The organism is Erythrobacter sp. NE805 (assembly GCF_046452355.1).
GTDB lineage: Bacteria > Pseudomonadota > Alphaproteobacteria > Sphingomonadales > Sphingomonadaceae > Erythrobacter.
This window is the reverse complement of the sequence record NZ_JBKFDI010000001.1, coordinates 742,620-759,660: the sequence shown is the minus strand read 5'-3', so window position 1 is coordinate 759,660 and position 17,041 is coordinate 742,620. Positions and strand designations below refer to the sequence as shown.

Sequence of the window (17,041 nt, the reverse complement as noted above, 5' to 3'; positions counted from 1 at the left end):
CTGAGCTTGTCGGAAGCGAAGCTGGCTGATAGGCCAACGGCTGCATTTCTTGATGTCCGCGCTGCCTCGAGAAGGAAGTGCAGGCCTTCGACAAACTCAGGCCGAGCGGGATTGAGCTAATAGAGCTTGCCGATGACCGGCAGGCCCCTTTCGGGCTCGGCGAATTCCTTGATCACCCGCCCGACCTCGGCGAGCGCCCGGTCGGCGCGGGCCTGCATCGTCGCCTCCGGCTGGCGGGTGCGGATGTAGGCGGCCCAAGTGATCGGCGCGCGGCCGGCGGGGCTTTCCGCAAAGCCGATGTCGACGAAGTTGTTCTCGTCGCCGACCATGCCGGAAAAGCCCGTCTTGTCTCCCGCTGCCCAATCCGTAGGCAGGCCAGCGCGCACATACCTAAGGCCGCTCTCGGTTTGGATCATCCAGCCCTTGAGCTCGGCGCGTCCGGTCGGCGGCAGGACATCACCATAGACGATCTTCGCCACCGTTCGCGCCATCGCGGCGGGCGTGGTGGTGTCGCGGAACTCGGTGGGCGGCACCTCGTTCAGGCCGAGCTCGTAGCGGTCGAGCCGGCTTTCCGTATCGCCGATAGAGCGCCAGAACGCAGTCATTGCGGCAGGTCCGCCGAGCGCACGCAGCAGGATGTTGGTCGCCGGATTGTCCGAGGTGATCTGCGCCGCGCGGGCGAGCTCGCGCAGCGTTGCGCCGGTCCCCAGCCGCTCTTTCGTGAAAGGCGCGTGGAAGATCAGGTCCGCCTCGGTCCAGGTCACCCGCCGGTCGGCGTCGATCGTCCCTGCGGCATGGCGTTGGAGCAGTAGCGCGGCGAGCGACAGCTTGAAGGAGGAGGTGTGACCGAAGCGGCGCGTTTCGTTGATCCCGACCGACCGTCCTGTGCCGGTGTCGAACAGGCAGACGCCCAGCGTCGCATCGGCCTTTCCCTCGATCAGCCGCAGCTCGGCCTGGAGGCGGCCAATCGGGCTCTGGTCGGGCGGGATGCAGGCACTCGCGCCCAGCGCCAGCGCTCCGCCGAGAAAATGCCGCCTGTCGATCATGAGAACTTGTCCGCCTTGCGCTTGCCGAAGCGCATGTCGCCTTCGAGCTTCGCGCGCAATTGCGCATAGAAGGCCTCGAGGAAAGCGCGTTCGTCACCCGCGCCCGGGTCCCAGCCGATCTTGCGGCAGATCGTGGCGTGGACCGCCTGAAGCGCTTCGGGCCGCGCGTCACGCAGCATCCGCTCGAGCGTCTGGAGCTCTTTCTCGCCATAGACCGAGAGCTCCGCCTCGCCGAATTCGTAGCGCGCACCGGTGACCTCGCTGGCCCCCGCGGCGGCCGCCGCGCCCTGTGCCGAGAGCACGGTGGCGAGCCGCGCGCGCGGGCGCTCGACCACCCAGGTGCCGGCGACGATGTCGCCCGCGCGCAGGGCGTCGCGGTTGAAGAAGGGGAACAGCGCGAAGAGCCCGAACCACCCGGTCAGCACCCAGGCGAGCACGCCCACCTCCTCGCCCGCCTCGGCCGAGACGGTGAGGATCAGCAGCGCGATCAAAGGATAGAAGATCTCGATGTCGCGCAGCAGATTGCGTGCGATCACCGCCTCGGGGGTGAGCCGCGCCTGCCCCCTTGCGGCGATGCGGATGCCGACGATGCGCTTGCCGAAGGTCGCCCCGCCCGGGCCGAGCTCCTGGACGAGGAAGTATCCGTACCAGCCGCAGAATACGAACAGCGTGAGAACGATGCCGAGGAACTCCGCCGCGCCCCGCGAGAGCTGGTCGGGGTCGAAATCCGTGCCCTCGAGCATCCCGGTCAGCATCCACACCAGCATCAGCTGGACGGCGATCAGGACCGCGAAGATGATCAGCACGTCGATCACCAGCGCCCCGGCGCGCGCGCCGCGCGGGGCGAGCGCGATCGGCAGCTGGAGCCCCTCCGGCGTCACCAGCGTGCGGGTGCGGCGCGTGTCGTTGGGCGCGCGGGCGCGCCTGGGCTTGCCCGCGCTCATCCGGCCTGCTCCTGCGGGGCGGGGCGGTAGAGGATGAAGTAGGAGAGCCAGAACAGCAGCATGGAGCCGCCGATCAGGAAGCGGCTCCCGGTGTCCTCGACGAGCTGGCGCGGAAAGGCCTCGAGCAGCGCGGCGACGATCATCATGATGACCACGCCGACCATCACCACCGCCGCGCGGCGCCCGGCGGCGGCGGCGGCCTCGAGCACCGGGAGCTTGCCCGGAAAGGCCATCGCGCGCCCGATATGCAGCCCCGCCGCGCCCGAGAGCATGATCCCGAACAGCTCGGTCGTGCCGTGGACCGAGAGCCAGGCGGCAAGCTCGACCACCAGCCCCTGCCCGTTGAACAGCCACAGCATCGCGCCCAGCATCGCGAGGTTGTGCACCAGCAGCATCAGCGAGGGGATGCCGAAGGCGAAGCCCAGCGCGAAGGACAGGATGCACACGCCCGCGTTGTTGCTGAACAGGAAGGCGGCGAAGCCGGCGAGGCCGAAGGCGCCCTCGTCGTGCCCGAGCGTCTCGAGCAGCTGCTCGCGGCTCGCGCCCGGCACGCGAGTCTCGCCGCCGCCTGCGGGGAAGAGCCGGTAATACCAGGCCTCGTCCTGCGCCACGAGCAGCCAGCCGACGATCGCGCCGGCGACCATCACGAACAGCGCGATGCAGATGTCGAGCCACAGCGCCCGCACGGCGCGGCTCCACCCGCCCATCAGGAAACCGCGCAGCCAGCGCACGAAGCCCATGCGCGGGCCGTAGACCTGGAACCACGCACGCTGCACCAGCGCCTCGAGATAGGCGAGGGTCGCGGCATCGAGCGAAGTCTCGCGCGCCACCGCGAGGCTCGAGGCGGCGGTGCGGTAGAGCGCGGGTAGCGCGATCAGGTCATCGTCGGCGATGCGCTTGAGGCCGCCCTTCTCCATCCGCGCGAGGATCGCCTCCAATCGCTTCCATTCGCCTTCGCGCTCCAGCCGGAAGCGGTCGGAGCGCAGTGTCGCGCTCTCGATATCGGAGGGGGCGGCGACTTGTCCGCGGCCGAACCAGGAGGAGATGACCGGTGCCTTCATCCTATCGCCTCGCTGTTGCGGATGGTGAGGTAGCGGTCGATCAGCCGGGGGCCGATGCTCTGCCACGGCGCCTCGAGCACGTCGATCCCGAGCCGCCGCAGCCGGGTCAGGACCAGCTTCCTCTGCTGCGCGAGGCTGTCGGCGGTGACGCTGCGGGCGAGGGTCGCGATGTCGCCCGGGGGCGCGGCGATCAGTTCCTCGACCTCGCTGTCGCCCATCGTCACGAACAGCACGAGGTGCTTGTTCACGAGCCGCCCGAGGCTCTCGACCATCAGTTCGGCCGCGGTGGGATCGGCGAAGTCGGAGAAGATCACCACCAGCGAACGGCGCTGGAGCCGCGCGGTGAGGGTCGCGAGCGCGAGGGTGAAGTTGGGCTCGACCGCTTCGTAATCGAGCCCCGCCGCGGCGCTCTGCAAGCGGTGGAACGCCCGCGCGTCGCCGATGAAGGGGGTCATGATCTGCGGCCGCCGGGCGAAGCCGAACAGCGCGACCTTGTCCCCGCCCTTCAGCGCCACATAGCCGCAGGTCAGCGCCGCTGAGACCGCGCGGTCGATGCGCGGGAGCCCGTCGACGGGCTCGCACATCGCCTGCCCGCAGTCGTAGGCGAAGACGATCTGGTTGTTGCGCTCGCTCTCGTTCTCGCGGGCGAACAGGCGGGTGTGACGCGCGCTCGCCTTCCAGTCGATGCGGCGGCGGTCCATGCCGGGCTCGTATTCGCTCAAGGCCTCGAACTGCGTGCCCTCGCCGCGGATGCGCCGGGCGATGAGGCCGATTTGGGCGTTCCTGAGGAAGGTCTGGAGGTCGGGGGAGCGGACCGCGGAGAGGTCGGGCCAGACGCGGATGCGCCGGTCTGGCGCGAAGTCGGCCTGCCGCGCGCCGAGGCCGAGCGGGCCCTGCCAGCGCAGCCAGACGCGGCTGACGATCCCGGTGCCGCGGCGGGTGGGCGCGAGCATCGCCTCGCCGCGCCAGCCGTCCTCGTAGGGCTGCCGCGCGAGCGCCAAGATCGCCCGCCCCTCGGGCGCGAGGCGCGGGTCGCAGGAAAGCGCCGCCTCGGCGCGGGCGGGCTGGCGAGCGGCGAAGGTCGCGGTGATCGTGAGCGGGCTCGGCTGGCCGACCTCGATGTCCGAGGGGACGGCAAGCTCCCAGTCCGCGAGCCGCCCGGCGAGCACGGCGTCGAGCACCACCAGCACCAGCAGCGCGCCGCCGAGCACCGGGGCGACCACCCATGCCCCGGGCGAGGTCGCGGCGATCACCACCGCGAAGGGCGCAAGCCCCGCCGCCACCCACGCCGCGCGCTCGGTCGGTGCGAGCACGAGCAGCGGCCGCAGCGGCGCGAAGAGCCGGGCGAGGAGGGCGAGGGCGCGATTCACCTCAGCGCGGCGCCTCGGTCGCTGCTACCAGCTCGGCAACCAGCGCCTCCATGTCGCGGCCCTCGATCTCCGCGGCGGGCGAGAGCGTCAACCGGTGACGCAGCACCGGCACGGCGAGCGCCTTGACGTCGTCGGGAATGACATAGGCGCGGCCCTCGAGCGCGGCGCGGGCGCGGGCGGCGTTCGCCAGCAGCACCGCCGCGCGCGGGGAAGCGCCGACGGTGAGCTCCGAATGCTCGCGGGTCGCACGCACCAGCCGCACCACGTAGGTCACGATCTCCTCGGCGACGGTCACCTGGTCGAGCGCGGCGCTCGCCGCGCCGATCCCGGCGGCGTTCGTCACCGCCGCGACCCCGAGGTCGGCGGGGCGCTGCGGACCCGAACGCTGGCCGTAGGTGGCGACGATCCGCGCCTCCTCCGCCTCGGCCGGGTAGGGCACCAGCAGCTTGAACAGGAAGCGGTCGAGCTGTGCTTCGGGAAGCGGGTAGACGCCCTGGTTCTCGATCGGGTTCTGGGTCGCGATCACCATGAAGCGGTCGGGCAGGAGGTGCGTCTCCCCGTCGAGCGTGACGCGCCGCTCCTGCATCGCCTCGAGCAGCGCGGCCTGGGTCTTGGGGGGAGTGCGGTTGATCTCGTCGGCGAGCAGCAGGTCGCGGAAGATCGGACCGCGGGTGAGGGTGAACTGGCTGGTCTGGAAGTTAAACAGGTTCGACCCCAGGATGTCGCCCGGCAGCAGGTCGGGGGTGAACTGGATGCGCCCGAAGTCGAGGCCGAGCGCGGTCGCGAAGCTGTTGGCGAGGAAGGTCTTGGCGGTGCCCGGCGGCCCTTCGAGCAGCACGTGGCCCTCGGACAGGAGCGCGACCAGCAGCATGTCAACCATCGCCTCCTGACCGACGATCGCCTTGGCGGTTTCGGCGCGGATCGCGTCCGCGAGCGCGCGGACATCATCGAGTGTCATGGTCATTCGGTGGGCGGTCCCTGTTGCAGCCTGGTGGCAAGATCGTCGAGCGCGCGCGCGGCGGCGAGAATGTCGGCGGGCCTGGCCGCCGCCTCGAGCCGCGCGGCGCGGCGGGTGAAGGGTTCCTCGTCCGGCAGGCGCCGGGCGAGCGCGGCGTCGATTGCCTCCGGGTCGGGCCGCGCGAGCCCGAGCCGCTCGGCGAGCCGCCTTGCGGAGAGCGCGGCGTAGGGCCGCCCGAGCAGCCCGAAGCGCCGGGCGCGCAGGATCAGGCCCGCGCCGTTGAGGATCAGCTGGCGCTTGCCGAAGGCGATCGCCGGGCCGTCCGAGGCCGCCGCCGGGCCGAAGCGCTGGAAGGCGCGCCAGCCGACGATCAGCAGCGCCACCAGGAGGCTCAGCGTCGCCGCGAGGAAGGGCGGGCGGAAGGCGAGGGTGAGGAGGTTCTCCGAGGCGCCGAAGCCGTTGAGCGTCAGGTCGAAGGTGACGTCCTCGATCTCCTGCCCGTAGGTGAGGTCGTCGAACAGCGCGACCATCGCCGCGGCGCGCTGGCGATCGGCGAGGCCCCAGTTGTTCGCAAGGTCGGGCTCGGCGAGGAAGGTCACCGGGTAGGCCTCGTCGTCGGGCTGGTTGTTCTGGCCGAGCTGGATCTCGAAGGCGAGGATGCGGCCGCTCGCGTCGGTGAAGAGCGTCCGGCGCGCGCCCTTCGGCTCGGCGTGGAGCACCTGCGGGGCGGGGAGCTTACCGGCCTCGCCGAGCCCGCTCCAGCGCACGGGCTGCGCGCCCTCCCTGTCGCCGTCGAGGGCGAGGGTGAACGCGTAGGGCGCGGGAAGCTCGGTGGGCCACTCGCTCTCCAGCACGCCGTCGATCGCGACCCAGCCGCGCTTGAACTTCTCGCGCACCTTGGGCGGCGTGTTCCGCGGCGGCCTGGTTGCCCACCACTTGGGAACGATCACCAGCGTCGGCCCGATATAGCGGCGCTCGTTGAGGATCTTGGCGAGCTCCGCGGCATCGGTGAGCAGGGGCGGGGACAGCACCAGCAGCCCCTCGGTCTCGTACCCCGCGCGGCTGCGCGAGCGCTCGACGCTGTAGCCCTGCGCCTCGACCAGGCGGACGAGCCCGGCATAGCCGTTGAGGCCGTTCGCCGCGGCATGGGCCTGCCCATCGCCCTTGTCGCCGCCGAGATCGGCGCCCGAGCCGATCAGGTAGATGAGCGCGAGGAACAGCGCGACGCCGCCCGCGACGAGCGCGAGCGCGCCGCCGCGCGAGAAGGCGGCCGGCGGCGCGGCGGCGGCGCTCATGCGGCGCGGCTCCGCGGATCGAAGCGGGCGAGCGCGAACTCGGCATAGGCAGCCCGGGCGGCCTCCCAGTCGGCCCGGTCGAGCGAGCGCAGCGCGAACAGCGAGCGCTCGACCCGCTCGGCGATCACCCGGAAGGCGGCGCGGGCGGCCTCGGGCAGCGCGGGCAGCGCGGCGAGCTCGCGCGCGGTGCTCGAGGGGCGGGTCCAGTCGGGCCGCGCCTCGGCGATATGGCCGACGCTGCGCTGGAGGAGGAGGTGGGTCGCCTCGTCATAGCGGCCCTCGGCGGCGAGGCGGTCGGCATCCTCGAGCAGCGCGAGGCTCGTCGCGGCGTCGGGGCGCCACTCGTCCTCGGCTGCGGCCTCGGCCGCCTTGCGGGACCTGCCGAAGCCGGGGCCGAGCATCCGGACGAGCAGCACCAGCGCGAGCGCCACCACCGCGGCGAGCAGCACCCATTGCAGCCACCACCACGAGGCGCCGAGCGCCTGGCCGACCGGGCCCAGCACGTCGGCGAGGAACGCAGCGAGCTTGTTCAGCATCCGCTCGAACCAGCTCGGCTCGCGCGGCGGGATCTCGGGGATCGGGACGGGGGCGAACTGGAGGTTGCCGTCGGCGCGCAGGGCTTCCCACCCGGCAGGGGGTGAACCGCCCGAATTGGCTATTGATTCGGAAGGGTTCGTTGCGGCCGCTGCGGTCATCCCGGAGCGGGTGGTGGCACGGCGCTCGGGCCGGCGCAACGGGAAACCGTCCTGCCCCTGCCTCAACCCCGCGCGCGGGCCTGTTCGTAGCTGCCGAGAATGCGCAATTCCTTGGAATGGAACGCGCATTCCTCGAGCGCGCGGTCGACCGCGGCGTCGCCCGGGGCGCCGATGATGTCGGCATAGAAGGTCGTCGCCGCGAAGCTCGTGCCCTGCTGGTAGCTCTCGAGCTTGGTCATGTTGACGCCGTTGGTCGCAAAGCCCCCCAGCGCCTTGTAGAGCGCGGCGGGGATGTTCTTCACCTCGAAGATGAAGGTGGTCATCACCGGCCGGCCGGCGAGCGCCTCGGGCGCGAGGGGCTCCTTCGCGAGGATCACGAAGCGGGTCATGTTGTCGGCGCTGTCCTCGACATTGCGCTCGATGATGGTGAGCCCGTAGAGCTCGGCAGCGAGCGCGGGGGCGATGGCGGCGACGGTCGGGTCGCCGCGCTCGGCCACGTAGGCGGCAGCACCCGCGGTATCGGCGTGGCTCAATGGCACGATGCCCCGTGCGCGCAGGTAGCGGCGCGACTGGCCGAGCGCCTGGGGGTGGCTGTAGGCCGCCTCGAAGCTCCGCCCCTCGCTCGCCGGGCCGACCGCCATCAGCGCGTGGTGGATCGGCATGAAATATTCGCCGACGATGTTGAGGCCGCTTTCGGGCAGCAGGAAGTGGATGTCGGCAACGCGGCCGTGCTGCGAATTCTCGATCGGGATGATCGCCGCGCCGGCCCGACCGTCCTTCACCGCGTCGAGCGCATCCTCGAAGCTGAAGCAAGGGAGCGGCGCAAGATCGGGGCGCGCCTCGGTCGCGGCGCGGTGCGAGTTGGCGCCAGGCGACCCCTGGAAGGCGATTGCGCGCGCAGGTTCGGCGGCGGCGGCGGCGCGCATCCGGTCGACGATTTCGAGGGCGGGGCCGGGAAAGGATCGCATGGTGCACGCGCCTAGAGCCCCATTGCAAAAGGCGCAAGAATTCGTGGCACGATCGGTCTTGCGCGCCCGTAAAGCCGCCACTATGGAGCGCGCGGGATGACACAGGACAACTCTTCGCAGCCGACGGCCGACGTTCAAAAGAGCGGCGGCGATCTGTTCAACACCGCCGCGGGCTGGGTGCTGTTTGCCGCCGGCCTCGGGCTCGGTCTCTCGATCCTCTCGGGCAAGTTCTTCCACGGCGACAAGCCGCAGCGCCCTGAAAAGCTCGGCTACGTGATCGAAGGCGTGGTCGAGGAGAGCGGCTCCGGCCCGGCCGAGATGAGCATGGCCGAGGCGCTGAACAAGATGCCCGCCGCCGAGCAGATCGCCGCGGGCGAGAAGATCTTCCAGAAGTGCGCCAGCTGCCACACGATCAACGCAGGCGGCGCGAACGGCATCGGTCCCAACCTCCACGGCGTGATGGGCGAACCGATCGGCAAGGGCCGCGGCTTCGCCTTCTCGGCCGACCTGTCGTCGAAGGGCGGCAACTGGGACTGGGACACGATGAACGCGTGGCTCAAGAGCCCCAAGGCCTTCGCCTCGGGCACCAAGATGAGCTTCGCCGGCCTCTCCAAGGTCGAGGACCGCGCCGCGGTGGCGATGTACCTGAACTCGCAGGGCTCGAACCTGCCGGTGCCGACCTTCGTCGCCGACGCGGCGGCGGGTGGTGGCGAGACCCCGGCGGCGACCGAGACCCCGGCCGCGACCGAGACCCCCGCGCAGTAATCCGCGCAGGGGACCGGGCCTCAGGCCTGGCCCTTGAACCCTTGAGCGATGACGTACCACTCCGACGAGCCCTTGCGGCTCGCCGGGGGCTTGGCGTGCTTGACGGTGGCGAAGTGCCTCTTGAGCAGCGCCAGCAGGTCCGCATCGGTGCCGCCCGCGAGCACCTTTGCGACGAAGGCCCCGCCCGCCTCGAGGTTCTCCACCGCGAACCACGCCGCTGCCTCGACAAGGCCCATCGTGCGCAGGTGATCGGTCTGCTTGTGGCCGACCGTGTTCGCCGCCATGTCCGAGAGCACGAGGTCGGGCTTGCCGCCGAGCGCCTCGGCAAGCGCCGAGGGGGCCTCGTCGGCCATGAAGTCCATCTGGAAGATCGTCACCCCCTCGAGCGGCTCCACGGGCAGGAGGTCGATCCCCACCACCTCGGCTTTCGGGCGCTTGGCGCGCACCACCTGGCTCCACCCGCCCGGCGCGATGCCGAGGTCGACAACCCGGCTCGCGTTCCTCAGCAGGGCGAACTTCTCGTCCAGTTCGATCAGCTTGTAGGCCGCGCGGCTGCGGTAGCCGTCGGCCTTGGCTTGGCGGACGTAGGGGTCGTTGAGCTGGCGTTCGAGCCAGCGCACCTGGCTCGCGGTGCGGCCCTTCGCGGTCCTGACGCGCTTGCCGGTGTCCTTCGCGCCGCGGGTCATCGCTCGGGGCGCCCGGATCGCTGCTTGTGCAACGCCTTGAGGGTCCGCTCGGAGTGCTGTTCGGCGGCCATGATGCTCCTGAGGATGCCCTCGCGGATGCCGCGGTCGGCGACCCCGAGCCGCCGCGCGGGCCACAGGTCGAGGATCGCCTCGAGGATCGCGCAGCCCGCCACCACGAGGTCGGCGCGGTCCTGCCCGATGCAGGGGAGCGTCGCGCGCTCGTAGGGGGTCATCACCGCGAGCCGCGCGCTGATGTCGCGCATCGCCGGGGCGGGGACGATCAGCCCGTCGACCGCCTTGCGGTCGTAGCTCGGCAGTTCGAGGTAGAGGCTGGCGAGCGTCGTCACCGTGCCGCTGGTGCCGAGCAGGCGGATGTCGGGGTGCTTCGCCGCTGCGGCGACGCGGCCCGCGAAGGGCGCGAAGCTCTCCGCGACCATTTCGCGCATCCGGGCGAAGCGGGCGAGGCGCGCCGCCTCGCTGTCCTCGCCGCGGCCGACCGTGTCGGTGAGCGAGACCACGCCCCAGGGGACGCTCTGCCAGTCGAGGATGCGCGGCACCCGCGCCCCGCCCTCGGCCCCGGCCTCGACCAGGACGAGCTCGGTCGAGCCGCCGCCGATGTCGAAGATCACCGCCGGGCCTTCTCCCGCCTCGAGCAGGATGTGGCAGCCGAGCACCGCGAGGCGCGCCTCCTCCTCGGCGCTGATGATGTCCAAGGCGATGCCGGTCTCGCGCCGCACGCGCTCGATGAAGGCGGGGCCGTTCTCGGCGCGGCGGCAGGCCTCGGTCGCGACCGAGCGGGCGAGGCGCACGTTGCGGCGCTGGAGCTTGTCGGCGCAGATCGCGAGCGCCGAGAGCGTGCGCTCCATCGCCGCCTCGCTGAGGCGCCCGGTGGTGGCGAGTCCCTCGCCGAGTTTGACCACCCGGCTGAAGGCGTCGATCACGGTGAAGTCGCGGCCCGAGGGGCGGGCGATCAGCAGGCGACAATTGTTGGTGCCGAGGTCGAGGGCGGCATAGGCCTCGCCCTGCGCCTTCGCGCCGATCTCCGGCCCGATCTCGGCGAGGTCCGGGCGGGCGCGCGGGGTTCCGTTCGCAGGGCGCGGGGGGCGGCGCCCATCCTTGGCTGCGCCCTTGGGCCGGCCGTCGCGGCCGCTCGCTCTCGGGTCGGGCTGAGGGGGGCGCTTGTAGCGGAAATCGGCTACCTTGCCGGACTTGCCGCCCCGGTTTTTCCCAGCATTTTCATTTCTGTCCGGCGGGAGTGTTTCCGCCATGATCGCAACGCTTTCATCTCACCGCGCGGACCATACCCTCCGACCGCACGGCACTTGCCACCAAGCTAACCGAAGCCTTCGCCGAGGGCAAGGCGGCGTGCGCAACGTGAGCGCTTGACCTCGCGCGCGCACGAAACTAGGGAGCGCGCTCGCTGATGCCGCAGCACGCGCGCGGCAAGGCCGATGCCCCGTCCTCTAATGGTAAGAGAGCGGACTCTGACTCCGTCAATCAAGGTTCGAATCCTTGCGGGGCATCCAGCCTTCCCGTATTTGGTAGCAAACGCACAAAGACCCGGATGGCGTTCCAATCCGCCGCGCCGCATCATTAGGGGCATGGGACATACCAATTTTCGTCAATCGCTGAACAAGCGCTACTCTGCTCTGACCGGCCAGCTTGAAGATGTCCGCGCATCGATCGCTCGCATCCACCGCGAGGTCGAAAAGCTGCCGGAGCTTGAAGCGCGCATCCCACAGCTTGAACGACTGATTGATAGCGCTCGACTGCTGCTCGAAGACGCCGATCCCGATTGGCAGGAGGAGCAAGCGCCGCCTGTTAAGCCTTGGACGCACCATATCCCGGTGCCGTTCGGCCAGTGCGGCAGGCGAGGGATGCAGGTTCTGAGGAAGTCTGAGGTCCCGATGACCGTTCGCGAAGTTGCCAAGACAGTCCTGCGAGAGGTCGGATGTGAAGCGCCCGATGCCGAGACCCTTCGCCGCGTTCAGAACGCCGTGGAAGCATCATTTCGGAAGTTTCGAGGCCGGACCGTGGAGTCGTCGGGGAAGTATCCGGCTCAGTGGCGGGCCATCAACAAGCCCGAGATCACGTTTGACCCTTAGCAATGTATAGTTTGAGTTTACAGTGACACGCTTAATGTAAACTCATAATTGCCGAAGACAAACGCATCCGAATCAGTGCATTAGTGATTCGCCGACCTGATGCACAGGTCGGAGCCACAGTCGTCTCGAACACGACTGTGGCTCCAATTCATGCGCCCTCGTGGTAGGAAGGAGGTGAACCGTGCAGATCAACTGCGCGTTATTACGCTATGCCTGATTCGCGTTTTGGAGTCCAGACAATAACTTAGTCCTCGTCGAGACGGAGATTTTTCACCTCCATCGCGGCGAGGCACTGGAGAAAGAATCCAGCAGAGAAGGTCCCGCGACCGATCTTGTTGCTGAGATTCCTCTCGTTGTCTTGGATTCTGATCCCGGCGAGCGCCCGAACGAGATCGGGATATTTCATCCGCCGCTTCGCCATCTCCGACCTCAGTATGGCTCCGGCCTTATCGCCCCAGTCCTCCAAACTTCATCTCCTGAAAGGATTTTTCACCACATATGGTGAAAAAGCACTTGACCGACTCGGACTTATTCATCAAATCCGATGCAAATTCACTGCATCGGAGGATAAGTCGCAACATTTTCTCACCTCGGCAAGAGCAAGGACGCTTGATCTCAAGCGGATCGCTCGCATGTCCGAGGAGGAGGCGGTGGATGCGTTCGTCCGGCTGCGTTGGGCAGAGACGGACGGAGAGCCCTTTTGCCCATACTGCGGCTGTGCTGTCGTTTATCGGATCGATCGCAACGTAAAGAACCGCAATACCGGCCAGATCGTCGGGAGGCGGCGCAAGTTCACCTGTGCCGATTGCCTCAAGCAGTTCTCGCCGACCTCGGGCACCATCTTCCACGGACGTAAGCTCGAACATCGTGACATTCTGTTCGGCATCGGCCTGTGGGTGAACGGTGCCAAGGGCGAAGCCGATCTTCATCTGTGTCGCGACATGAACGTGAACGTGAAGACGGCGTTCTTGCTGGAGAAGAAGCTGCGTGAGGTTATGGGCGCGCTCCAGCACGCCGAGAAGCTGTCTGGGCAGGTGGAGGGTGACGCCACCGATGTCGGCGGCTACGTCAAGCCGGCCAATCTCAAGACGCACCGCCGCGATCGCAGGAAGACGGCTAATCAGTCCGGCAAGCGGCAGGCGATCACGGTCCTTCGGCAGCGCAATGGCAAGACCCGCGCTTTCGTGAAGACGGAGAAGGAGACTGCCGACATTATGCGCGATCTCGTCGAGATCGGCAAGGCCTTCGTGCAACTGACCAACGGCTCGCATCTCCCCTTGGAGCAGCCCGCTTACGATGAGTTGAACGAGGAGGTCGCAAGGTTTCTTGCAGTTCTGGCGGGTTGAGCCAGTCTCGCGCGACGCGCTGCAGGGATGGTTGGGACTGAACCGTCCCTCACATTGATGGCTCGGTGGCGCCCGCTTGATGACCTTCCATCAGCTGTCGCAATTTGGCGATCGCCAAGTCGACGTGCTCGTCGCCGGTCCGCCAGGACGATACACTGATGCGCGAGGCCTGTTGCCCGCGCCATACGGTGCCGCCGAACCAGATTTCGCCCGAGGCGGCCGCGGCGTCCCTGATGGCTACGGTCTCCGCGTCGCTCGCGGCCCGGAAGAGAACCTGGTTGAGGACGACCTCATTGAGCACATTATACCCCGCCTCCTCGAGTGCGGCACTGATCCGCTGGGCATGGGCGACGCATCGCTCGACAAGCGCGGCGACCCCGGTCCGGCCGAGCGAGCGAAGCGCCGCCCAGATCGCCACCCCGCGCGCGCGGCGCGAGAACTCCATCGTGCGGTTCTTCTGCGCCTCGGCCCCGGCGCTCGAATAGGCGGCATCGCTGGACATCGCGCCAGTCAGCGCCGCGGGGTCGCGGACGATCGCCATCGCGCAGTCATAGGGCGTGTTGAGCCACTTGTGCCCGTCGGTGGTCCAGCTGTCGGCCTGGTCGATCCCGTCGGTCAGCCAGCGCAGCCTGTCGGACGTCCTCGCCCACAGACCGAAGGCACCATCGACGTGGACCCACGCCCCGGCGGCCTTGGCCCGGGGGATCAGCTCGGCGAAGGGATCGAACGACCCGGTGTTCACCTCTCCCGCCTGGAGGCAGAGAATGGTCCGATCGTCGAGCGTGGGCAGCCGGGCGGGATCGATCCGTCCGTTGTCGTCGGTCGCTGCGACCACCAGGTTGTCGGTACCGAAGCCCAGCACCCGCAGGGCCTTGATCATCGTGACGTGCGCGACATCGGAGACAACGGCGCGGATCGGCGGCGCGCCTGCCAGGCCTTTGCGGTCGAAGTCCCAGCCTGCCTGCGCGAGCAGCTTGCGCCGGGCGGCGGTGACGCAGGTGAGGCCGCAGGCGCTCGCCGAGGTGCCGAAGCCCACCGCGCTCCCGGGCGGCAGGCGCAGGATGTCGAGCACCCAGCGCTCGGCCACCTTCTCGATCGCGGCCCCGCCCGGCGCGCCGAGCGGCGTGCTGGCGCTCTGGTCCCATGCCAGGACCATCCGTTCGGCAGCGGCGGCAACGGGCAGGCTCGCGCCCACGACGAAGCCGAAATAGCGCGGGCCGTTGCCGGCCACCGCTGCAGGCGAGCCGATCTCATCCAGCATCGCCAGCGTCTCTTCGGGCGGCCGCCCCGCATCGGTGAGCGTCTCGTCGAAGGCGGCGAGCGCTGCGATGGCCTCGGCCCCCGGAAAGGCGCGGCGGGTCTCGCTGCCGGCGACGAAGCGCCGCGCACGTGCATCGGCGTCGGCGAGAAGTTCGATTTCGTTCATGGCAGGATGATTGTCACGCCGCGGAGCGCGAAACCAACGAATTGTCCTCGACATGGATGTGAGCATTCTTCACATCATTTTTGGCGATGCACATCCTCTCCCTCCAGACCCCTGCGCGCTCGAGGCTGCTGCCCATCTCTTCAACGACATCGAGGGCGTCTGCGGAGCGCGTCTCTGGCGGCTCCTGCATTGGTTCGGTTCGCCTGATAAACAGGGAAGAACAGGGAATGACGTGCATCTGAGGGTCAAGACAGGCGCATTGTCGGGGGGCTCCCGCGCTCGTCTGCACTAGTTCCGTCCTGACCTCCAGAGTGGCAGGTGGACGATTGTTTCGAGACCGCCTTCCGGACGGTTGGCGAAGACGATACCGCCGCCGTGCGCAGCGACGATGGAGCGGGCGATCGTCAGGCCGAGACCGATGCCGCCCGTCGCCCGGTTGCGCGACTTCTCTACCCTGTAGAAGGGCTGAAAGACCCGCTTCAGGTCGAGCTCCGCAAGGCCAGGACCACGGTCGCGAACCGACACCACTGCGCGCCCCTCGCGCTCCGTCATCTCGACCTCGGCCTCCTGACCATAGGTGATGGCGTTGCCGATGATGTTGCGCATAACGCTCTTGAGACCGGCAGGATCGCCGACCACCGAAAGAGCCCCTTGATGCCCCGCAATGCGCGCAGCGGCGCCATCCCGCGCGAAGCTTTCGACGATTTCGCGCACGAGCACATCGAGATCGAGCGGTTCGCGGTGGTGGCGCGAGTGCTCCGCGCGAAGGAAGCGCATGATGGCGTCCACCATCTCGCGCATCTCCCTGATCTGCGCTGTGAGCGCCTGCTGGAGCGGCTGCGGCGCCTCCTCGATCTCGAAGGCCATGCGCATGAGCGGTGTGCGCAAGTCGTGCGCCACGGCCGCAACCATCGTCGTGCGCTCTTCGATGTAGGAGGCCAGCTGCTGCTGCATCTGGTTGAACGCCTCGGCGGCGACGCGGATTTCCTGCGGTCCCTGCTCTACCAGCGGCGGGGCGTGCGGATCGCGCCCGAGCCGCTCGGCGGCCTCGGCGAAGCGGCGGATCGGCCGGGTGGAGTGGCGCGCAAGGAGGTAGGCGGCGGGCACCACCAGCGCGAGCGTTCCGAGCAGCAGCAGGCCGAGCCTGATGGTCGCCTCCCACACGAAGCTCGGATCGCTCCTGAGGACCCGCCAGCGTCCGTCGGCCAGTCGCCGGGCGACGGTGAATTCGCCGACCAGAACCAGCGGGCGGGCACCGCGCGCGACGCTGTCTACCGGTTGGGGGCCGAACGGCGTGGGCGGGCCGATGCCGGAGATGTCCACCCTTACCGAATCGCGCGCCAGGCCCTCCTCGCGCCGGATCGCGCTCGCCAGAGCTTGCGAGGCAGCGTCCTCCCCCCCGGGCGGCGCCTTGCTTTCAATCGTGATGTCGATCCTCAGGTCCGCCGCCGCCGCCGTGTCGCCCTCGAGCAGTTCGAGCAGCCGCGGAAACTCGACGATTGGGGGTAGCGACGGGGCGGTGAACAGCATCGCGGAGAAGATCAGCGCCTCCGCGCCGAGCACCGAGGCCAGCATCAGCCCGTAGGTTCGTCCGAAGATCCCGAGGCGCGGGCGCCGCAGCCAGCTCACCGGCGCACCACCGGCAGCGTGAACATATAGCCGCCGTTGCGCACGGTACGGATCACGCTGGCGCCCTCCGCGCCGAACTTCCGGCGCAGGCGCGAGACCTGTACATCGACGGCGCGGTCGAAGACGTCGACGCCAGAGCCGTAAGCGCTGTCGAGCAGCTGGTCGCGGGTCAGCACCCGCCGCGGCATGCTGACGAAGCTGCGCAGCAGGCTGAACTCGGAGGCGGAAAGCTCGATCCTCTCGCCCTCAGAGGTGCGAAGTGCGCGATCGACGAGATCAAACTGCCATGTGCCGAATTCGAGGATGCGGCCGGTTTGCGGCCCTTCGTCGACCGCGCGGCGGCTACGCCTCAGAAGCGCTCGGACGGTCGCGACGAGCTCGCGCGGTTCGCAGGGCTTCGGGCAATAAGCATCGGCGCCGACCTCGAGCCCGACCGTGCGATCGCTGCTGGCGTCGAGCGCGCTCAGGATCAGGATCATCGGCGCGTCCGGGCCGGCGATGCGGCGGCAGAAGCTGAGGCCGTCCTCGCCCGGCATCATCACGTCGAGAATCACCACGTCGTAGCTGCGCGCAGCGAGCATCCGCTCGGCTTCGGCGACATCCGCCGCGGCGCTCGCCTCATATCCGTGCCGAGTGAGGCTTGCCGAGACGAGACGGCGGATCGCCTCGTCATCATCGACCACGAGGATGCGTTCGGCGGGCGCGGCGGCGGCATCGCGTGCCGCGGCGGGATAAGCGGGATCCATG

The 17,041-nt window shown here is 69.1% G+C and carries 17 protein-coding genes and 1 tRNA gene; 4 read left to right on the top strand and 14 right to left on the bottom strand.

The window, feature by feature from the left end; translation table 11 throughout:
- Nucleotides 1-116 precede the first annotated feature (116 nt).
- The 8 genes from bla to ACLBKU_RS03445 form a co-directional block, all read right to left on the bottom strand.
- Nucleotides 117-1,046 carry a class A beta-lactamase gene (gene bla, locus ACLBKU_RS03480; RefSeq protein WP_410178143.1) on the bottom strand — a complete coding sequence of 310 codons (930 nt, stop codon included), beginning with the start codon at nucleotides 1,044-1,046 and terminating at the stop codon, nucleotides 117-119.
- Entirely contained in the window at nucleotides 1,043-1,990 is a 948-nt protein-coding gene (locus tag ACLBKU_RS03475; protein ID WP_410178142.1) for an RDD family protein, read from the bottom strand. The genes bla and ACLBKU_RS03475 overlap by 4 nt, the downstream gene beginning before the upstream one ends.
- On the bottom strand, nucleotides 1,987-3,051 hold the full coding sequence (locus ACLBKU_RS03470) for a stage II sporulation protein M (protein ID WP_410178141.1): 1,065 nt from the start codon (nucleotides 3,049-3,051) through the stop codon (nucleotides 1,987-1,989). The genes ACLBKU_RS03475 and ACLBKU_RS03470 overlap by 4 nt, the downstream gene beginning before the upstream one ends.
- Complete coding sequence (locus tag ACLBKU_RS03465; protein WP_410178140.1) at nucleotides 3,048-4,421, bottom strand: DUF58 domain-containing protein; 1,374 nt, start codon at nucleotides 4,419-4,421, stop codon at nucleotides 3,048-3,050. The genes ACLBKU_RS03470 and ACLBKU_RS03465 overlap by 4 nt, the downstream gene beginning before the upstream one ends.
- A 1-nt stretch (nucleotide 4,422) precedes the next feature.
- Nucleotides 4,423-5,385, bottom strand: coding sequence for an AAA family ATPase (locus tag ACLBKU_RS03460; protein WP_410178139.1), 963 nt, complete (start codon nucleotides 5,383-5,385; stop codon nucleotides 4,423-4,425).
- Nucleotides 5,382-6,674 (bottom strand): DUF4350 domain-containing protein, encoded by a 1,293-nt coding sequence (locus ACLBKU_RS03455; RefSeq protein ID WP_410178138.1) that lies wholly within the window; start codon nucleotides 6,672-6,674, stop codon nucleotides 5,382-5,384. The genes ACLBKU_RS03460 and ACLBKU_RS03455 overlap by 4 nt, the downstream gene beginning before the upstream one ends.
- Nucleotides 6,671-7,369 carry a hypothetical protein gene (locus ACLBKU_RS03450; protein WP_410178137.1) on the bottom strand — a complete coding sequence of 233 codons (699 nt, stop codon included), beginning with the start codon at nucleotides 7,367-7,369 and terminating at the stop codon, nucleotides 6,671-6,673. Before ACLBKU_RS03450 ends, ACLBKU_RS03455 begins: the two co-directional genes overlap by 4 nt.
- A 62-nt stretch (nucleotides 7,370-7,431) precedes the next feature.
- Nucleotides 7,432-8,337, bottom strand: a complete 906-nt coding sequence (locus ACLBKU_RS03445; protein ID WP_410178136.1) for a prephenate dehydratase — start codon at nucleotides 8,335-8,337, stop codon at nucleotides 7,432-7,434.
- 96 nt (nucleotides 8,338-8,433) lie between these two features.
- Here ACLBKU_RS03445 and ACLBKU_RS03440 point away from each other — a divergent pair, with 96 nt between their 5' ends.
- A complete protein-coding gene (locus ACLBKU_RS03440) occupies nucleotides 8,434-9,102 on the top strand; it encodes a c-type cytochrome (RefSeq protein WP_410178135.1) in 669 nt (222 codons plus the stop codon).
- Between the two features lie 20 nt (nucleotides 9,103-9,122).
- On the opposite strand, the gene ACLBKU_RS03435 is transcribed toward ACLBKU_RS03440, so the two are convergent.
- Both ACLBKU_RS03435 and ACLBKU_RS03430 read right to left on the bottom strand, forming a co-directional pair.
- Entirely contained in the window at nucleotides 9,123-9,788 is a 666-nt protein-coding gene (locus ACLBKU_RS03435) for an RlmE family RNA methyltransferase (protein ID WP_410178134.1), read from the bottom strand.
- Nucleotides 9,785-11,056: a Ppx/GppA phosphatase family protein gene (locus ACLBKU_RS03430; protein WP_410178133.1), complete on the bottom strand. Its 1,272-nt coding sequence runs from the start codon at nucleotides 11,054-11,056 to the stop codon at nucleotides 9,785-9,787. Before ACLBKU_RS03430 ends, ACLBKU_RS03435 begins: the two co-directional genes overlap by 4 nt.
- 184 nt (nucleotides 11,057-11,240) lie before the next feature.
- Here ACLBKU_RS03430 and ACLBKU_RS03425 point away from each other — a divergent pair.
- Nucleotides 11,241-11,314, top strand: a tRNA-Gln gene (locus ACLBKU_RS03425).
- Nucleotides 11,315-11,389: 75 nt separating this feature from the next.
- Nucleotides 11,390-11,893 carry a hypothetical protein gene (locus tag ACLBKU_RS03420; protein WP_410178132.1) on the top strand — a complete coding sequence of 168 codons (504 nt, stop codon included), beginning with the start codon at nucleotides 11,390-11,392 and terminating at the stop codon, nucleotides 11,891-11,893.
- Between the two features lie 244 nt (nucleotides 11,894-12,137).
- On the opposite strand, the gene ACLBKU_RS03415 is transcribed toward ACLBKU_RS03420, so the two are convergent.
- Entirely contained in the window at nucleotides 12,138-12,299 is a 162-nt protein-coding gene (locus ACLBKU_RS03415; RefSeq protein ID WP_410178131.1) for a DUF6471 domain-containing protein, read from the bottom strand.
- Between ACLBKU_RS03415 and ACLBKU_RS03410 the strand changes: the two genes are divergently transcribed.
- Nucleotides 12,229-13,239: a transposase gene (locus tag ACLBKU_RS03410; RefSeq protein ID WP_410178130.1), complete on the top strand. Its 1,011-nt coding sequence runs from the start codon at nucleotides 12,229-12,231 to the stop codon at nucleotides 13,237-13,239. The two genes, ACLBKU_RS03415 and ACLBKU_RS03410, sit on opposite strands and share 71 nt — an antisense overlap.
- Before the next feature lie 49 nt (nucleotides 13,240-13,288).
- Here the strand turns inward: ACLBKU_RS03410 and ACLBKU_RS03405 are convergent, their stop codons facing one another.
- From ACLBKU_RS03405 to ACLBKU_RS03395, 3 genes are all read right to left on the bottom strand, one after another.
- Nucleotides 13,289-14,731, bottom strand: a complete 1,443-nt coding sequence (locus ACLBKU_RS03405) for a pyridoxal phosphate-dependent decarboxylase family protein (RefSeq protein ID WP_410178129.1) — start codon at nucleotides 14,729-14,731, stop codon at nucleotides 13,289-13,291.
- A 222-nt stretch (nucleotides 14,732-14,953) separates the two neighbouring features.
- A complete protein-coding gene (locus ACLBKU_RS03400; protein ID WP_410178128.1) occupies nucleotides 14,954-16,294 on the bottom strand; it encodes a sensor histidine kinase in 1,341 nt (446 codons plus the stop codon).
- Nucleotides 16,291-17,040 carry a response regulator gene (locus ACLBKU_RS03395; protein ID WP_410178127.1) on the bottom strand — a complete coding sequence of 250 codons (750 nt, stop codon included), beginning with the start codon at nucleotides 17,038-17,040 and terminating at the stop codon, nucleotides 16,291-16,293. The genes ACLBKU_RS03400 and ACLBKU_RS03395 overlap by 4 nt, the downstream gene beginning before the upstream one ends.
- Nucleotide 17,041 lies beyond the last annotated feature (1 nt).

Coding starts and splice junctions, on each gene's coding strand:
- ACLBKU_RS03405 (WP_410178129.1), bottom strand. CDS start 14,731: ATGCTCACATCCATGTCGAGGACAATTCGTTGGTTTCGCGCTCCGCGG.
- ACLBKU_RS03440 (WP_410178135.1), top strand. CDS start 8,434: ATGACACAGGACAACTCTTCGCAGCCGACGGCCGACGTTCAAAAGAGC.
- ACLBKU_RS03430 (WP_410178133.1), bottom strand. CDS start 11,056: ATGGCGGAAACACTCCCGCCGGACAGAAATGAAAATGCTGGGAAAAAC.
- ACLBKU_RS03435 (WP_410178134.1), bottom strand. CDS start 9,788: ATGACCCGCGGCGCGAAGGACACCGGCAAGCGCGTCAGGACCGCGAAG.
- bla (WP_410178143.1), bottom strand. CDS start 1,046: ATGATCGACAGGCGGCATTTTCTCGGCGGAGCGCTGGCGCTGGGCGCG.
- ACLBKU_RS03450 (WP_410178137.1), bottom strand. CDS start 7,369: ATGACCGCAGCGGCCGCAACGAACCCTTCCGAATCAATAGCCAATTCG.
- ACLBKU_RS03420 (WP_410178132.1), top strand. CDS start 11,390: ATGGGACATACCAATTTTCGTCAATCGCTGAACAAGCGCTACTCTGCT.
- ACLBKU_RS03455 (WP_410178138.1), bottom strand. CDS start 6,674: ATGAGCGCCGCCGCCGCGCCGCCGGCCGCCTTCTCGCGCGGCGGCGCG.
- ACLBKU_RS03475 (WP_410178142.1), bottom strand. CDS start 1,990: ATGAGCGCGGGCAAGCCCAGGCGCGCCCGCGCGCCCAACGACACGCGC.
- ACLBKU_RS03395 (WP_410178127.1), bottom strand. CDS start 17,040: ATGGATCCCGCTTATCCCGCCGCGGCACGCGATGCCGCCGCCGCGCCC.
- ACLBKU_RS03460 (WP_410178139.1), bottom strand. CDS start 5,385: ATGACCATGACACTCGATGATGTCCGCGCGCTCGCGGACGCGATCCGC.
- ACLBKU_RS03470 (WP_410178141.1), bottom strand. CDS start 3,051: ATGAAGGCACCGGTCATCTCCTCCTGGTTCGGCCGCGGACAAGTCGCC.
- ACLBKU_RS03415 (WP_410178131.1), bottom strand. CDS start 12,299: ATGAAATATCCCGATCTCGTTCGGGCGCTCGCCGGGATCAGAATCCAA.
- ACLBKU_RS03445 (WP_410178136.1), bottom strand. CDS start 8,337: ATGCGATCCTTTCCCGGCCCCGCCCTCGAAATCGTCGACCGGATGCGC.